The sequence below is a fragment of the Mesorhizobium sp. M0136 genome (assembly GCF_040322515.1).
Classification (GTDB): domain Bacteria; phylum Pseudomonadota; class Alphaproteobacteria; order Rhizobiales; family Rhizobiaceae; genus Mesorhizobium.
In genome coordinates this window covers 1-15067 of record NZ_JAMYTP010000037.1, presented here as the reverse complement: position 1 = coordinate 15067, position 15067 = coordinate 1, and the positions used below count along the sequence as shown (strand labels likewise).

13 protein-coding genes and 1 riboswitch are annotated in these 15067 nt (G+C 63.5%); of the genes, 4 read left to right on the top strand and 9 right to left on the bottom strand.

Annotation, left to right across the window (positions count from 1 at the left end; translation table 11 throughout):
• Positions 1-12 precede the first annotated feature (12 nt).
• Entirely contained in the window at positions 13-597 is a 585-nt protein-coding gene (locus NKJ35_RS28605; RefSeq protein ID WP_254818370.1) for a nitroreductase family protein, read from the top strand.
• A gap of 18 nt (positions 598-615) precedes the next feature.
• Here the strand turns inward: NKJ35_RS28605 and NKJ35_RS28600 are convergent, their stop codons facing one another.
• Both NKJ35_RS28600 and NKJ35_RS28595 read right to left on the bottom strand, forming a co-directional pair.
• A complete protein-coding gene (locus NKJ35_RS28600; protein ID WP_352650891.1) occupies positions 616-1497 on the bottom strand; it encodes an HpcH/HpaI aldolase/citrate lyase family protein in 882 nt (293 codons plus the stop codon).
• A 3-nt stretch (positions 1498-1500) separates the two neighbouring features.
• The gene (locus NKJ35_RS28595; protein ID WP_352650890.1) at positions 1501-1950 is read right to left on the bottom strand and encodes a MaoC family dehydratase; all 450 of its coding nucleotides are present in this window, start codon (positions 1948-1950) and stop codon (positions 1501-1503) included.
• Positions 1951-2102: 152 nt separating this feature from the next.
• Between NKJ35_RS28595 and NKJ35_RS28590 the strand changes: the two genes are divergently transcribed.
• Entirely contained in the window at positions 2103-3224 is a 1122-nt protein-coding gene (locus NKJ35_RS28590; protein WP_352650888.1) for a DUF2336 domain-containing protein, read from the top strand.
• Positions 3225-3382: 158 nt separating this feature from the next.
• Here the strand turns inward: NKJ35_RS28590 and parE are convergent, their stop codons facing one another.
• On the bottom strand, positions 3383-5434 hold the full coding sequence (gene parE, locus NKJ35_RS28585) for a DNA topoisomerase IV subunit B (RefSeq protein ID WP_352650887.1): 2052 nt from the start codon (positions 5432-5434) through the stop codon (positions 3383-3385).
• A 274-nt stretch (positions 5435-5708) separates the two neighbouring features.
• Here parE and NKJ35_RS28580 point away from each other — a divergent pair, with 274 nt between their 5' ends.
• Positions 5709-6878 (top strand): GGDEF domain-containing protein, encoded by a 1170-nt coding sequence (locus NKJ35_RS28580; RefSeq protein ID WP_352650885.1) that lies wholly within the window; start codon positions 5709-5711, stop codon positions 6876-6878.
• A gap of 72 nt (positions 6879-6950) precedes the next feature.
• Here NKJ35_RS28580 and gcvP read toward each other — a convergent pair whose 3' ends face one another.
• The 4 genes from gcvP to NKJ35_RS28560 all read right to left on the bottom strand — a co-directional run bounded on the left by gcvP (position 6951) and on the right by NKJ35_RS28560 (position 12450).
• Positions 6951-9761 (bottom strand): aminomethyl-transferring glycine dehydrogenase, encoded by a 2811-nt coding sequence (gcvP, locus tag NKJ35_RS28575; protein WP_352650883.1) that lies wholly within the window; start codon positions 9759-9761, stop codon positions 6951-6953.
• Positions 9762-9777: 16 nt separating this feature from the next.
• Positions 9778-10146: a glycine cleavage system protein GcvH gene (gcvH, locus tag NKJ35_RS28570; protein WP_352650881.1), complete on the bottom strand. Its 369-nt coding sequence runs from the start codon at positions 10144-10146 to the stop codon at positions 9778-9780.
• Between the two features lie 5 nt (positions 10147-10151).
• A complete protein-coding gene (gene gcvT / locus NKJ35_RS28565; protein ID WP_352650879.1) occupies positions 10152-11270 on the bottom strand; it encodes a glycine cleavage system aminomethyltransferase GcvT in 1119 nt (372 codons plus the stop codon).
• Positions 11271-11418: 148 nt separating this feature from the next.
• Positions 11419-11505, bottom strand: a riboswitch (glycine riboswitch).
• A 117-nt stretch (positions 11506-11622) separates the two neighbouring features.
• On the bottom strand, positions 11623-12450 hold the full coding sequence (locus NKJ35_RS28560; RefSeq protein WP_352650877.1) for a transporter substrate-binding domain-containing protein: 828 nt from the start codon (positions 12448-12450) through the stop codon (positions 11623-11625).
• 87 nt (positions 12451-12537) lie between these two features.
• Between NKJ35_RS28560 and NKJ35_RS28555 the strand changes: the two genes are divergently transcribed.
• Entirely contained in the window at positions 12538-13140 is a 603-nt protein-coding gene (locus NKJ35_RS28555) for a DUF3011 domain-containing protein (protein ID WP_352650875.1), read from the top strand.
• A gap of 28 nt (positions 13141-13168) precedes the next feature.
• On the opposite strand, the gene NKJ35_RS28550 is transcribed toward NKJ35_RS28555, so the two are convergent.
• Positions 13169-13978 (bottom strand): molybdopterin-binding protein, encoded by an 810-nt coding sequence (locus NKJ35_RS28550; RefSeq protein ID WP_352650874.1) that lies wholly within the window; start codon positions 13976-13978, stop codon positions 13169-13171.
• Position 13979: 1 nt separating this feature from the next.
• A complete protein-coding gene (locus NKJ35_RS28545) occupies positions 13980-14858 on the bottom strand; it encodes a cytochrome b/b6 domain-containing protein (RefSeq protein ID WP_352650873.1) in 879 nt (292 codons plus the stop codon).
• Positions 14859-15067: the final 209 nt, after the last annotated feature.

Sequence of the window (15067 nt, the reverse complement as noted above, 5' to 3'; positions counted from 1 at the left end):
AGACTTGCGCCCATGGCGTCGCCGATCATCGATTTTCTGCTGACCCGAAATTCCGCGCCGATCCCAGATTTGAAAGAGCCGGCACCGGGCGATACGGAGATCGCGACGATGATCGCCGCCGCCTCGCGGGTGCCGGACCACGGCCGGCTGGAGCCCTGGCGTTTCGTCCTCTATCGCGGCGAAGCTCGCGTCGAGATCGGCAAGAAGCTGGCGGCACTTGCCGAGCAGCGCGAAGGACCGCTGCCGGAAGGCCGTCGCAACCAGGAATTGGCGCGCTTTTCGCGGGCGCCGCTGGTTATCGGCGTGATCTCGATCCCCAGGGAAAATCCAAAGATCCCGCAATGGGAGATGTTCCTGTCCGGCGGCATGGCCGCGATGAACCTGATGCTCGCCGCCAATGCGCTGGGCTACGGCACCAACATGATCAGCAACTGGTATTCCGACGTGCCCGAGGGCAGGGCGATCCTCGGCCTGGCGCCACATGAGCGGGTCGTAGGCTTCGTCCATATCGGCTCCTACCAGGGGCCGGCACCGGAGCGGCCACGGCCCGATCCGGCAAAGCTCTATGCCGATTATTCGGGGCCGTGGGTGGGATAATTTCGGCGCGAAACAGACCTAAGCGCCAAGCCCAGCTACCCTGGCCCGCGCCAGGAGCCGCTCGGCGAGCTTGAGATGCGGCCGGTCGTACATCTTGCCGTCGATGCCGACGACGCCGGGGTTTCCCGCCGCCTTAAATGCCTCGACGATCGCCAGGGCGCTTTTCACCGCTTGCGCCGAAGGCGTGAAGGCGGCGTTGATGACCGGCACCTGCGCCGGATGGATCGCCATCTTGCCGGTGAAACCGTCGCGCTCGGCCTCTGCGCATTCGGCCTCGAAGCCCGCCATGTCGCGAAAGTCCGGAAAGACGGTGTCGATTGCCGCGACTTCCGCGGCACTTGCGGCAAGCATGGTCATGGTGCGGGCGAGGCGGAACACATCCGTGTAGCGGCCATTCGCGTCGCGCGTCGCGCGCGCGCCGATCGCCGCCGACAAATCTTCCGCCCCCCAGGTGACGCCGACAAGCCGCGCGCTTGCACGGGCGTAGGTCGCTGCGGCCAAGACGCCTGCGGCCGTTTCTGTGATGATCGGCAGGATCTTTATAGCTCCATCGGGCAGGCCGCTTTCAGCTTCGTGCACCCTGAGCTTGGCCGAGAGATGCTGGACATCCAGTCCGCTGTCCGACTTAGGCAGCATGATGCCGTCTGGTTTTGCCGGCACGAGCGCCGCCAGATCGTCGTCGGTCAGTCCGGTCGAAAGATCATTGACGCGCACATAGATCACGGAGCTGGTTCGGTGCCTGTGCCCGGCGATGAAACGCGCCGCTGTGTCGCGCGCCAGATCCTTATTCTGCGCGGCAATCGAATCCTCGAGGTCGACGATGACCACGTCGGCGCCCACGCCAAAGCCCTTCTCCAGCTTTTTTTCCGAGTCGCCGGGGACGAAGAGCAGAGAACGCATCGGCTACGCCTTTTTCATCATCATGGCTTGCCTCGTGCATTTGGCAACCAGCACGTCGTTCTGGTTATAGGCGCGATGCTCGAACTCGACGATACCGCGGTCCGGTTTGGACCTGGAGTCGCGCACCGAAACCACCGTGGTCTCGACGCGAATGGTGTCGCCGTGGAAGACGGGGTGCGGAAACACTGTCTCCTTCATGCCGAGATTGGCGATGGTGGTGCCGACGGTGATGTCGTTGACCGAAATGCCGATCATCAGGCCCAGCGTGAACAGCGAATTGACCAGCGGCTTGCCCCATTCGCTCTTGGCGGCGAAATCGAAATCGATGTGCAGCGGCTGCGGGTTCAGCGTCATCACCGAAAACAGCATATTGTCGGTTTCGGTCACGGTCTTGCGCAGCGTGTGCTTGAACTCTTGGCCGACAGCGAACTCCTCAAGATAAAGCCCGGCCATGGTCGATCTCCTCTGCTGCCTAAGGGTTGATAGGCGTTGCATACCGGGCTCGCAAGCCAGTTAACGAACATGGTGAACCGTTCGTAAACCATTTGTGCCTACGGTCGCGACAGGGGCCAGAAGCGTTCTGGCAAAGGGCGTAAGCAGGCGACATGGTCGTTTCGCATTTCCTGAAATGGATCCACACGGCGAAGGTGTCGGAGCGCGTTGCAGCGGCAAGCGCACTTGCTCGCGCCTATGTCGATTCGGACCTGCCTTTCGAGGACCGCTGCGCTGCGGAGGCGGCACTGACATTGCTGCTCGATGACGCATCGTCGAAGGTGCGACTGGCGATCGCCGACGCGCTTTCCATGAGCCATCATGCGCCGCCGCAGATCGTCAGCGCGCTGGCCTCGGACCAGCCGGAAGTCGCAGCCCTGGTGCTGGCGCGGTCGCCACTGCTTACTGATGCCGACCTGATTGATCGGGTTGCCGGCGGCCAGAAAGCGACGCAGAAGGTGATCGCCGACCGGCCGCGGGTGTCGATGTCGGTTGCGGCGGCGATCGCCGAGATCGGCGAGCCGGAGGCCTGCACCACGCTGCTCGCCAACAGCGGCGCCGACATCGCATCGATCAGCTTTCGGCGCATGGCCGAGCGGCACGGCCATCTGCCTCTGGTACGCGAGGCGCTGATTGCCGACGCGCGCCTGCCCGCCGATTGTCGGCATTTGCTGCTGGTCAAAGTAGGCGAGACGCTCAAGGGCTCGCCGCTGGTGCTGGCGCTGATGGGCGCCGCAAGAGCCGAGCGCGTCACGCGGGATGCCTGCGTCAAAGCTTCCGTGACATTGATCGAAGGCACGCGTGCCGAGGAACATACAGCGCTTGTCGAACATCTGCGTCTGCGCGGTGACCTGACCGCAAGCTTCGTCATCCGCACCATCGCGCACGGCAAGGTCGACTTCTTTGGTTCGGCCCTGGTCGCGCTCAGCCAGCAATCCGAACAACGGGTGAGAGCACTGCTGGCCGGCGGCCATGACGTGGCACTGCAGGCACTGTTCCGCAGCGCCGGGCTTGCCGCCGCCACTCACGCCATCATCCTGCGCGCGCTGAAGGTCTGGCGCGAGGTCGCCAATGGCAAACGCCTCGCCGGCGTGCAGGAAGTCAGCTGGTTGATGCTGAAGGAATTGGGCGGGCAGTCCGCCGCGGGCGATCTCGCCGGGCTGGTCAAGTCGATCCATCTCGACGCGTTGCGCGAGAACGCGCGCGGGCACGCGCTGGCGATCGCGGCTGCCTAAAGCAAAAGTGTGAAACGGTTTCCGTCCGGAATTGCGTCAAGACAAAGAGGGAGCGGTTCGGCGTTTCCGTAAACGCTGAACCCGTTCCAGGCCTCGTCCTTCGCGAAAATATCCGGATCGCAACAACCGTCCTCTGTGGCTCACCTGGCAGAAGACGCTCAGATATCCAGCACTTCCGTCTCGGCGAATTCCGCGCGTTCCTGGATGAAGCGGAAGCGGGCCTCGGGCTTGGTGCCCATCAGTGCGTCGACAGCATCCTTGGTCGCCGCCTCGGCGTCGATCACATCGACCCTGAGCAGCGTACGCTTTTTCGGGTCCATGGTGGTTTCCTTGAGCTGGGCGGCCATCATTTCGCCCAGCCCCTTGAAGCGGCCGATTTCGACCTTGCCGCGCCCGGTGAATTCGGTGCGCAGGAGTTCGTCCTTATGCGTGTCGTCGCGGGCATAGCCGACCTTGCCGCCTTGGCGGATCGAATAAAGCGGCGGCACCGCCAGGTAGAGATGGCCGCCGCGAACCAGGCTCGGCATCTCCTGGTAGAAGAAGGTGATCAGCAGCGAGGCGATATGGGCGCCGTCGACGTCGGCATCGGTCATGATGATGACCCGGTCGTAACGCAGGTCCTCGTCGCGATATTTCGAGCGCGTGCCGCAGCCCAAGGCCTGGATCAGGTCGGATATCTGCTGGTTGCCGGCAAGCTTGTCGCTGCCGGCACTGGCGACGTTGAGGATCTTGCCGCGCAGCGGCAGCACCGCCTGGCTGGCGCGGTCGCGCGCCTGCTTTGCCGAACCGCCGGCCGAATCGCCCTCGACGATAAAGAGCTCGGCGCCGGCGGCGGCATTCTGCGTGCAGTCGGCGAGCTTGCCGGGCAGGCGCAGCTTGCGCACCGCACTCTTGCGCGACACTTCCTTTTCCTGGCGGCGGCGCACCCGTTCGTCGGCGCGCGCGATCACCCATTCGAGCAGTTTCGAGGCCTCCTGCGGATTGTCCGCCAGCCAGTGGTCGAACGGGTCGCGGATGGCGCTTTCGACGATGCGGATCGCCTCTATCGTTGCCAGCCTGTCCTTGGTCTGGCCGACGAATTCCGGTTCGCGGATGAACACCGACAGCATGCCCGCCGCCGAGATCATCACATCCTCGGATGTGACGATCGAAGCGCGCTTGTTGCCGACCAGGTCGGCATAAGCGCGCAAGCCGCGCGTCAGGACGTTGCGGAAGCCGGCCTCATGCGTGCCGCCTTCGGCGGTCGGAATGGTGTTGCAATAGGAATTGATAAAACCGTCGCCGCCGAACCAGGTCACGGCCCATTCGAGCGAACCGTGACCGCCCTGCTTGTCGCTCTTGCCGGCGAACATCTCACGGGTGACCTGGAATTCGTCGCCGAGCGAGGCTTTCAGATAATCCTTGAGGCCGCCCGGAAAATGGAATTCGGCCTTGGCCGGCGTCGTGTCCTTTTCCCTGATCAGGGAGGGATCGCAAGTCCAGCGGATTTCGACACCGCCGAACAGATAAGCCTTTGACCGCGCCATGCGGTAGAGCCGCGCCGGCTCGAAAGCAGCACCCTTGCCGAAAATCTGCTCGTCTGGATGGAAGCGGATCTTCGTGCCGCGCCGGTTATGCACGTCGCCGAGCTGCTCAAGGCCGGTCACCGGAACGCCTCGTGAGAAGCGCTGGCGATAGAGCTTGCGCCCAATCGCGACCTCGACCTCGAGATGGTCGGACAGCGCGTTGACGACGGAAACGCCGACACCGTGCAGGCCGCCGGACGTCTCGTAAACCTTACTGTCGAACTTGCCGCCTGAATGCAGCGTCGTCATGATGAGTTCAAGCGCCGGCTTCTTGAATTTAGGGTGGGGATCGACCGGAATGCCGCGGCCGTTGTCGGTGACTGACAGATATCCGTCGGCGGAAAGCTCGACATCGATGAAGGTCGCATGGCCTGCGACCGCCTCGTCCATCGAGTTGTCGATGACCTCGGCGAACAGATGGTGCATCGCCTTGTCGTCGGTGCCGCCAATGTACATGCCCGGGCGGCGGCGCACCGGCTCCAGCCCCTCCAGCACCTCGATGTCGGCGGCACTGTAACTCTCGCTGGCGTCGCGGGGCGCCGGCCGCTTCGCCGCCTGCACCAGCGGATCGGCCGGGCGCGCGGCGGCGCGAGCCGGTTGCGGCTGCTTGTCCAATTTGGCGAAAAGATCGTTGTTGTCGTCCATGCCGGTCCTGGATTCCGATGCTGCGAATCACCACCCGATACTGCCACGCTTTTCGCGGGCAGGCGACGGAGGTTCCTGTTACGTTCGAGGATAGAGCCTCTTACTGCAAAACCATTCGACAGCCAAGCGGCGGAAATGGGGTCGAAGCTTGGAGCATCGACGCTTTGTATACCTTGTCCGAAGGTTACGCCGGAAGACTGGCTGAAAAAACGGTATTTGCGGACTGTCGCTGACCTAGAATGCAGCGGAACCCTCACGAGGCTGTCGCGTACGCATGTTGGATTACAGTTCGCTCCTGCTCGCGGCGGCGCTGTCGGGCACGTGCCTCAGCATCACCATGTTTGCGATCTGGTTCAGCGCGCCACAGGCACGCTTTGTGCTGACGGTAGCGTGCGGCATTCTCGTGCTCGTCGCACATGTGGTGTTGTTCTGGCATTACACCAGGGATCCAAGCCTCTGGCTTTGCCAGATCGTGCTTGCGCCTCTCAGCCTCGGTTTCCTGATTATCTGCCTGTCGGCCATGCAATATCTCGGCATAGGCGATTACAGGCGCGCCATCTTGCCGACCTTGGTTGCGATGGCTGTTTGCGCGGGCGCGACGTATCTCGGGTTTGATGGTGTCGGCTTCATCGTCACCTACGCGACGGTAACGGCGCTGCTCTCGCTCATCGGGGTGATGTTCTGGATTGAGGGTGGTCACGATCGACGGATATTGCTGGTCGTCTCGTTCCTGAGCGGCGTCTGTGCGCTGTCGTTCGGACTTTGCGGCGCGGTCCTGCTGGTCAAGGGGCAATGGGTGCTGGGTGTTGCGCCCGACAATTGGGCCGAGCGGGTGAATTCCGTCGTGGCTGTCGCCTGCATGACCGGGCTCGGCGCATTGACGCTCTCCCTGCACCATTTGCAGGCGCAGATCGAATTGAAGGCCGAGACGATGACCGATCCATTGACCGGGCTTATGAACCGGCGGGCGTTGACGGCACTCTACGGCGAGCGGGTCTTCGGTCCGTTCATGTCCGTCGCCATGTTCGACCTCGACCATTTCAAGAGGACGAACGACGTTTTCGGTCATCCGGTCGGCGACCAGGTTCTGCGCCGCTTTGCCGCCGTCATCAGGAAATACGCCAGGACCGGCGTCGACGCGTTCCGGTTGGGCGGCGAGGAGTTCGTGCTCGTCATGTCGCGGATGCCGGAAGAGAAGGCCTATGACATTGCGAGCAAGATCAGCGTCGCCTTCGGCACGGAAGTCGTGGCCACACAACTTGGTCCGTTGCGAAGCACAGTCAGCGGCGGCATCGGCTTTGGCGGAACAAACGAAACCGGTCTCGACGATGTGCTGGCCGAAGCCGACGCAGCACTCTATGCGGCAAAGCGCGCCGGGCGAAATCGCGTGGTCGTTCGGGACCGGGCGAGCAAGGCCGACGGGCCGGCCTTGCGTTCTGCCTGATTGGGGTTTCTAGCTTCTTGTTAGACCCATGATCTTGTCGGAAAACCGGATTCCACTTTTCGGAATCATGATCTATTCCGCCGCACCCAGATATTCCGACAGCGGCGGGCAGGAGCAGACAAGGTTGCGGTCGCCGGCGACATTGTCGATGCGTGACACCGGCGGCCAGTACTTTGCCGCCGTATCGGCATCGCCGGCGGGGTAGGCCGCCTCCAGACGCGAATAGGGATGAGTCCATTGGCCGGCCAATGCCTCGGCGGCGGTGTGCGGAGCGTTGACCAGAGGATTGTCGGCCAACGGCCATTCGCCGTTCGCCACCTTGGCTGCCTCGCCGCCTATGGCGATCATGGCCTCGCAGAAACGATCCAGCTCGCGCTTGGGCTCGGATTCGGTCGGCTCCACCATCAGCGTGCCAGCGACCGGGAACGACATGGTCGGCGCGTGGAAGCCATAGTCGATCAGCCGCTTGGCGATATCGTCGACGCTGATGCCGGCGCTGTCCTTGAGCACGCGGGTGTCGAGGATGCATTCATGCGCGACGCGTCCGTTGCGCCCCTTGTAAAGCAGGGGGAAATGCTCGCCAAGCCGCGTCGCCACGTAGTTGGCGGAGATGATCGCCGTCTCGGTCGCCTGCTTCAGGCCGGAAGCGCCCATCATGCGAATATACATCCAGGTGATCGGCAGGATCGAGGCGCTGCCGAACGGTGCCGCCGCCACGGCATGGACCGAGCCCTCGGTGACGTGGCCGGGCAGATGCGGCTTCAGATGCGCCTTGACGCCGATCGGGCCGACGCCCGGGCCGCCGCCGCCATGCGGGATGCAGAAGGTCTTGTGCAGGTTCATGTGGCAGACATCGGCGCCGATATCGCCGGGACGGGCGAGGCCGACCAGCGCGTTGAGGTTGGCGCCGTCGAAATAGACCTGGCCGCCATGGCTGTGGACGAGGGCGCAGAGGTCGCGCGCGCCTTCCTCGAAGACGCCATGCGTCGAAGGATAGGTGAACATCAGCGCCGCGAGATTGTGCGCATGCTCGGCCGCCTTGGCCTGCAGGTCGTCCATGTCGATATTGCCGTCCTCGGTGCAGCGCACGACGACGACGCTCATGCCGGCCATGGCCGCACTTGCCGGATTGGTGCCATGCGCCGAGGAGGGGATCAGGCAGACGGTGCGATGGCCTTCGCCACGTGACAGATGATAGCGGCGAATGGCGAGCAGCCCGGCATATTCGCCCTGGCTGCCGGCATTGGGCTGCAGGGTCACCGCGTCGAAGCCGGTGATCTCCGCCAACCAGCCTTCCAGCTCGTCGATCATGGCGCGATAGCCTATCGAATGGTTTGCCGGCGCGAAGGGATGCAGGTTGGCGACATCAGGCCAGCTCACTGGCATCATTTCGGCGGCGGCGTTGAGCTTCATGGTGCAGGAGCCGAGCGGGATCATGGCGCGGTCAAGCGCCAGGTCCTTGTCGGCCAGCCGGCGCAGGAAGCGCATCATGTCGGTTTCCGAGTGGTTTTCGCGGAACACGGGCTGGGTGAGGAACTCCTTGCCGCGCGGTTTTCCTGGCATGGAACTGCCGGCGGCAACGCCGGCCTTGGCGCCGAAAAGTGCTGCGATCGCCTCCAGATCGGCTTCGGTGGAGGTCTCGTCGAAGCTGATGCCGACATGGTCGGCGTCGATGACGCGCAACAGGCGGCCCGTCTTTTCTGCGGCGGCGGCAATCGCGCCGGCTCTGCCCTTCACTTCCACAGCCACCGTGTCGAACCGGCTTTCGCCGACCACCGAAACGCCCGCTGCCTTGAGGCCGGCAGCCAGGCGGTTGGCCAGCGTGTGGACGCGGCCGGCAATCGCCTGCAGCCCGGCAGGGCCATGCCAGATCGCGTAGGCCGTCGCCATGTTGGCGAGCAGCGCCTGTGCGGTGCAGATGTTGGAGGTCGCCTTGTCGCGGCGGATATGCTGCTCGCGTGTCTGCAAAGCCAGGCGATAACCGGGACGGCCCTTGCTATCCGTCGACTGGCCAACGAGCCGGCCGGGCATCAGCCGCGTCAGCCTGTCGGAGACCGCGCAATAGGCGGCGTGCGGCCCGCCAAAGCCCATCGGCACGCCAAAACGCTGCATCGGGCCGACGGCGATGTCGGCGCCAAGCCTGGCCGGCGCATCGGTCAGCGTCAAGCCAAGCGGGTCGGCGATGAAGACGACCAGCGCGCCGGCGGCATGGGCCTTGTCGATGGCTGCCTTGTGATTGCCGTAGACGCCGAATGTATCGGGCCAGGAGACCAGCAGGGCGGCGGTGTTGTCGTCGATCACCTCGCCGTCCACCTCGATGCCGAGGGGCTCGGCGCGGGTGCGCACGACGTCCAGCGTCTGCGGGTGCGGCGTGCCGGCCAGTGCCACCTTGGTGCGCTTGTCGCGATGATGGCGCAGCGCAATGCCGACCGCTTCGGCCACCGCCGTCGCCTCGTCGAGCAGCGAGGCCGATGCCACCGGCAGGCCGGTCAATTCTGTCACCAGCGTCTGGAAGTTGAATAGCATTTCCAGCCGGCCCTGGCTGATCTCGGCCTGGTAAGGCGTGTAGGCGGTATACCAGGCCGGGTTCTCGAACAGGTTGCGCTGGATCACCGGCGGCACATGGACGCCATGATAGCCGGTGCCGATGAAGCTCTTCAGCACTGTGTTCCTTGCCATCGTCGCCGCGAGCTCGGTCAGCGCTTCCGCTTCGCTTGCGGGGGCGGGCAGGGCCAGCGGCCGGTCGAGCCGGATCGACTTCGGCACTGCCTGACTGATCAGGGTCTCGACCGAAGGAACGCCGATCGTCGCCAGCATGGCTCTGACGTCATGGAGGCCCGGGCCGATATGGCGAGCCGAGAAGGGGTAGGGTGCTGCGGTCATCTTCCTGGTCCTGCTATCAACCAATATGGGCTTTGTAAGCGGCTTCATCGAGGAGCTCGTCGAGCTGGCTCTCATTGGCCAGCTTCATCTTCCACAGCCAGCCGTCGCCGGTTGCCGCCGAATTGACGAGCGAAGGATCCGATGACAGCGAGGTGTTGGCCTCGGTGATCTCGCCGTCGACCGGTGCGTAGACGTCCGAAGCCGCCTTGACCGATTCGACCACCACGGCCGTATCGCCCTTGGCCAGCTTTTTCCCTGGCTCCGGCAGTTCAACAAATACGAGATCGCCGAGCTGCTCCTGCGCGTAATCGGTGATGCCGACGGTGGCGATGCCGCCCTCGACGCGCAGCCATTCGTGATCTTCGGTGAAATAGGTCTTTGCCATTGAAATCATCCTTTGCGGTAGCGATGGGGCGTGAAGGGCAAGGGGTGGATGTCGACCGGGATTTTCGTCCCGCGGACATCGGCGAACAGTTTTGCGCCGGATTTGGCAAGCGGTGTCTGGACGTAGCCCATGGCGACCGGATGACCGGCCGAGGGGCCGAAGCCGCCGGAGGTGACGTGGCCGGCAGGGTTGCCGTCGGCATCGAAAAGGGCAGCACCGGCGCGCACCGGCTGGCGGCCTTCCGGCTTCAGGCCGACGCGTTTTTGCGCCGGGCCGCGCTCCACGATGGCGCGCAGCGCATCGGCGCCGATGAAGGCGCCAGAGGCGCGAACCTCCTTGGGGATCGCCCACATCAGCCCGGCGCTGGCCGGATCGATCTCCGGCGTGATGTCCAGCCCGTGCAGGCACAGCCCGGCTTCGAGCCGCAGGCTGTCGCGGGCAGCAAGGCCGACCCACATCACCCGCTCGTCCTCGAGCAGCCTGGTGACGAGGTTTCGCGCATCCGCTTCCGGCAGGCCGATCTCGAAGCCGTCTTCGCCAGTATAGCCAGACCGGCTCATGAACCAGTTTTCGCGCGGCTCGATACCGTGCATGAACACCAGCGAACCCGTCTCGATGCCGACGCGGGAAAGGGCAGCCCACGCTTCGGGGCCCTGGATGGCAAGGAAGACGCGGTCGAGTGCGTCCACCTTCACGTCGAAATCGCCCTCTGCTTCGAAATTGTTGGCCAGTGCGCGCAGATGCTTTTCGTCGGCGGCGGCATTGCCGGCATTGGCGACCATCATGAAGCGCTCGGCGCCAAGCCTGGTGACGATCAGATCGTCCAGAATGCCGGCGGCCTCGTTAAGGAAGAACGTATATTTGGACTGGGAAACCTCAAGCGCGCCGGCATCGAACGGGCAGGCGCGGTTCAGAAGCGCTGCTGCCCCCGGACCGCTGATTTCGAACAGCTTCATGTGCGAGATGTCGAACAGGCCGGCATGCTCGCGGCTGTGCAGGTGCTCCTTCATTACGCCGGCCGGGTAGGTCAGCGGCATCGACCAGCCGGCGAAGGCGCCAAAGCGCGCACCGGCTGCCATATGCAGATCTTCGAGGGGAAGGTGTTTGGTGTCGTCGCCCGTCATGTCATCTCCAGAGTCGCACGCAAGCGGCCGCGAATGGCGACCAGTCCGTGCCCCTCTGTCTGAAGCCTGAGAGACTCGCGCCCCGTAACTCTGTCGGCAGCGCTTACACCTTCGGCGCGGGGGCAAGCCCCGACTTTCCAGAGTGTCTTTCCCGTCTACGGTTCTTTTGCCTGAGAGATTTCGGGCGATTTCCCCTTCGGCGGCAGCTCTCGCTGCTCTCTCCCGCAAACAGGTAGGACTCGGTCAGGAGCCCTCGACTCGTCATCCATAGCCCGTGGACGACACCTTGTCACCTGCCAGCGACATTTTTACTGGCAAGTCTTCGCTACCTCGTCGCGAACAGGTCGCGACCCTATTGTTTTGCGGGCTCGGGCTTGGCTGTCTCGAAGCGCGACATCCATTTGAAGCTGCCGAACCAGTAGCGGCGAACGCCGCCTATGGTGCCGTCGGCGGTGCGCGCGCCGATCCAGTTGTTGACGTATTGGATGAGGCGGACATCGTCCGGCCGCATGGCAAACGCTTCCGGCGTCCGCAACAGCGGGCCGCCCACCAGCTTGAGCCTGGCGTCATAAAGCCTGGCGGCCATTTGCGGCGTCGGCGATGTCGCCACCATCGCCTGTGCTTGTCCGCTGATGACGGCGGTGAAAACATCGGCCGCATTGTCGAATGACACGATGGCCGCTTTCGGGAATGCTTCCCTCGCGGCGGCTTCGTCCGTCGAGTTGGAGAGCACGGCGATCTTGTAGCCCGGCGCCGCAAGTGCCTTGCCCGGCCTTTTCCCAAGGCTGGCGATCGTCGCCACCATGCGGATATCGGCGGTACCGGTCTGGTCGGAGAACACCACCTCGCGTGCGCGTTCCGGCGTGCTGGCGTAGCCCGCCGCGATCATGTCGAAATCACCCTTGAGCAATCGCGTCTTGAGGTCGTTCCATGGCACCTCGACCAGCTTCAGGTCGACGCCGAGATCGGACGCCAGCGCACTGGTCAGGTCGACATCATAGCCGGCGAACTTTCCGTCGGCCTTCTTGAGGATCCATGGCGGATTAAGCGCGACGCCGACCGTCAGTATCTTCTGATCGATGATGCGCTTGAGGCTGTCGTCCGCCCGGGCTGGCAGCAGCGACAACGCCAACCATGCAGAAAGGGCAAGTATAATAGTGGCGATAATCTTAGCGCGCATTAATATAACCTCACTGAGCCCGTCCGGTTGTCCAGACTTACACAGAGGTGCCATTCTGTCGATAGCGGACCCTGATGGAGAGTTGCGATGTCGGCACGGATGGCGGTTACCGGTTCGATGATGTTCCTGGGTTGCATCCTGGGCAACCCGGCGAAGCTTTCGTTGCTGCCGGCGGCAGCGCAGGCTGCGGGGGCAAAACGCGTGGTCTGCTCCAGCGCCGATTACCGTTATTCCTATTGCGGGGTCGATACGCGACGTGGCGTGCAGTTGACCTCCCGTCTATCGAAGGCGCGTTGCGTATACGGTAGAAGCTGGGGCTATGACGGCGGCGGCATCTGGGTCGACAATGGTTGCTCGGCCGAATTCGCGGTCGCCGGCCCCAACCGTAACCCCTCTGCTGGCGACCTCGCCGCAGCCATTATCGTCGGCGGCGTGGTAGGCGCCATTCTCGACAACAGCAATTCGCATCGCCATCATTCCGATAATTACTATCCGAAGCCGCGCCCGCGCCGTTACGACCAATCGATTGATCCGACGCCGCAATTCGACAATCAGGGCAATCCCAACTTCGATACCCACGGCAACTACCAAGGACCGCACGGGCTTGGGAAGCTCGTCACCCCGGACGATAATCCCGACCTGAATCCGGCCCTGCGGAGCGACGGCGACGACAGCGACGACGACAGTTAGTTTAGGTGAAACTGAGATCAGGTTTCAGTCAGATGCCGCCGTACCAGTCGTAGCCATTGTCCTCCCAATAGCCGCCTCTGCCGCCGCCGATATTGGCGAAGCCGTCGACCAACTCGATCTTGTAGAGGTATTTCGGCATCTTGTAGCCGAGCTGGCGCTCGACGCGGACGCGCAGCGGCGCGCCGTTCTCGACCGGCAGCGGCTTGCCGTTGAGGCCATAGGCAAGGATCGTCTGCGGATGACGGGCATCGATCAGGTCGATCGAGCCGTAATATTTGATATCGCCGGCAAGGCTGCGGTCGATCGTATCGAGGCAGTGGAACATGACATAGCGCGCCTGCGGCTTGACCACGGCCTGGTCGAGCACCAGCGACAGCGGCGTGCCGGTCCATTTGGCAATGCAGCTCCAGCCTTCGACGCAGTCGTGGCGGGTGATCTGGGTGCGGCTCGGCATGTTCATCAGCTGCTCGCGGGTCAGCGACAGCGGCTTTTCGACAAGGCCGGAAACCTCCAGCCGCCAGTCGGCGAAATCGCTGGCGAGCAGGCCCTTGTAGAAATCGTCGTCGGGTGCGGTGACGCCGTTCGGCCGCTGCGGCTGGCGAATGTCGGCCTCGGTGAATTCCGGCGCCAGCGCATCAGTGCCGGCAAGCAGTCGCTGCGCCCGCCAGGTCAGGCCATTGGCGCTTTCGAGGAAGCTGCGCAGGCTGTCGCCGACGCCAAGCTGGCTGTCGAAGGCGTCGCAGCCCGACAGCATGATGCCGGAAAGGCCGAGGCTGGCCGAGGTCAGGAACTTTCTTCGGCTTATCTGTAGCTTGGGGCTGATCTCGAATTTCGCCATGTCAGGCACTCCTCTCTGGCGCATTGTCGGCATGCGCCGGCGGGTCGGTTCGATACCAGCCGGTGATGATTGAGCGCAGCTCGTTGATCGGACCGGCTGCCAGGATCATCAGGATGTGAATAATGAAGAAGGCGACGAGCAGCAGCATCACCGTGAAATGAATGGTGCGCGCCGTCTGACGGCCGCCGAGCAAATCGTTCAGGAACGGCAGCACCGAATCCATGCTCGGCGACATGGCAAGGCCGGTGATGATCATCAGCGGCAGCAGCACGAACAGCACACCGCCATAAGCCATCTTCTGCAAGGTGTTGTATTCGCGCCTGTGGTGAAACCTGAACCTGGCGTGGTCGACAATGTCTTGCGGCAGCCGCCTGAAATCATCGAGGCGCGGGGCAAGATCGCGGCGCAAATGGCCGTTGATGAGGCTGGCGACCAGCCAGACCAGCAGCGTGGTGGTCAGCACCCAGGCAAAGAAGAAATGAACGACGCGCGCGGTGCCGAGATCGTAGTAGGAAGGGATCGTCGCCCAGGACGGGAAAGCCCGGGAAGTCTCCTGGCCGGCCGGACCCGACCAGCCGAGCACGCCAGTGGTATCGAAGCGCTTGCCGAAGATTTCGGTATAGCCGCGCGGGCCAGTCGCGGTATTCTCGGCGCCGATGGCGAAGACGGTGTTGTTGTAGCCAAAGCCCGACTCCTTGCCGATGTAGAGCTGCGGGCGGGCGTTGAAGATCTGCAGGCCGGAAAGCAGCATGAAGAACAACGCGATCGCCCACAGCCAATGCGTCAGCCGCGTCCAGCGTGACTGGCGATAGATCAGCGTCGCATCGCTCGGCGCGGCGGTATCTGCTCCGGCGGCTTGGTTTCTGGCAAGCGATTTCATCTGTTGTTCCCTCCGGCCGCGCGTTCGCCGCGGCCTGTCAGATCTCTTCTCCTCCCAATACGTCGCCAGCCTAAGCGATGTTTCACCCGATCACGGATTTATTACGGACTGCCGAGGCTGACGGCTAGAGCGGTTCCTGATTTGACGGAATCGAAGGGGATTGAACGAAGCCGCTGACGCGGCATTTGGTGCACCGGTTTGCGGATGAC

What these genes read in the sequence shown, in the direction of transcription:
- NKJ35_RS28595 (WP_352650890.1), bottom strand. Translation starts at nt 1,950, where the DNA reads ATGGCCGGGCTTTATCTTGAGGAGTTCGCTGTCGGCCAAGAGTTCAAG.
- NKJ35_RS28590 (WP_352650888.1), top strand. Translation starts at nt 2,103, where the DNA reads ATGGTCGTTTCGCATTTCCTGAAATGGATCCACACGGCGAAGGTGTCG.
- NKJ35_RS28545 (WP_352650873.1), bottom strand. Translation starts at nt 14,858, where the DNA reads ATGAAATCGCTTGCCAGAAACCAAGCCGCCGGAGCAGATACCGCCGCG.
- NKJ35_RS28600 (WP_352650891.1), bottom strand. Translation starts at nt 1,497, where the DNA reads ATGCGTTCTCTGCTCTTCGTCCCCGGCGACTCGGAAAAAAAGCTGGAG.
- NKJ35_RS28605 (WP_254818370.1), top strand. Translation starts at nt 13, where the DNA reads ATGGCGTCGCCGATCATCGATTTTCTGCTGACCCGAAATTCCGCGCCG.
- NKJ35_RS28555 (WP_352650875.1), top strand. Translation starts at nt 12,538, where the DNA reads ATGTCGGCACGGATGGCGGTTACCGGTTCGATGATGTTCCTGGGTTGC.
- gcvT (WP_352650879.1), bottom strand. Translation starts at nt 11,270, where the DNA reads ATGACGGGCGACGACACCAAACACCTTCCCCTCGAAGATCTGCATATG.
- gcvP (WP_352650883.1), bottom strand. Translation starts at nt 9,761, where the DNA reads ATGACCGCAGCACCCTACCCCTTCTCGGCTCGCCATATCGGCCCGGGC.
- NKJ35_RS28550 (WP_352650874.1), bottom strand. Translation starts at nt 13,978, where the DNA reads ATGGCGAAATTCGAGATCAGCCCCAAGCTACAGATAAGCCGAAGAAAG.
- NKJ35_RS28580 (WP_352650885.1), top strand. Translation starts at nt 5,709, where the DNA reads ATGTTGGATTACAGTTCGCTCCTGCTCGCGGCGGCGCTGTCGGGCACG.
- parE (WP_352650887.1), bottom strand. Translation starts at nt 5,434, where the DNA reads ATGGACGACAACAACGATCTTTTCGCCAAATTGGACAAGCAGCCGCAA.
- gcvH (WP_352650881.1), bottom strand. Translation starts at nt 10,146, where the DNA reads ATGGCAAAGACCTATTTCACCGAAGATCACGAATGGCTGCGCGTCGAG.
- NKJ35_RS28560 (WP_352650877.1), bottom strand. Translation starts at nt 12,450, where the DNA reads ATGCGCGCTAAGATTATCGCCACTATTATACTTGCCCTTTCTGCATGG.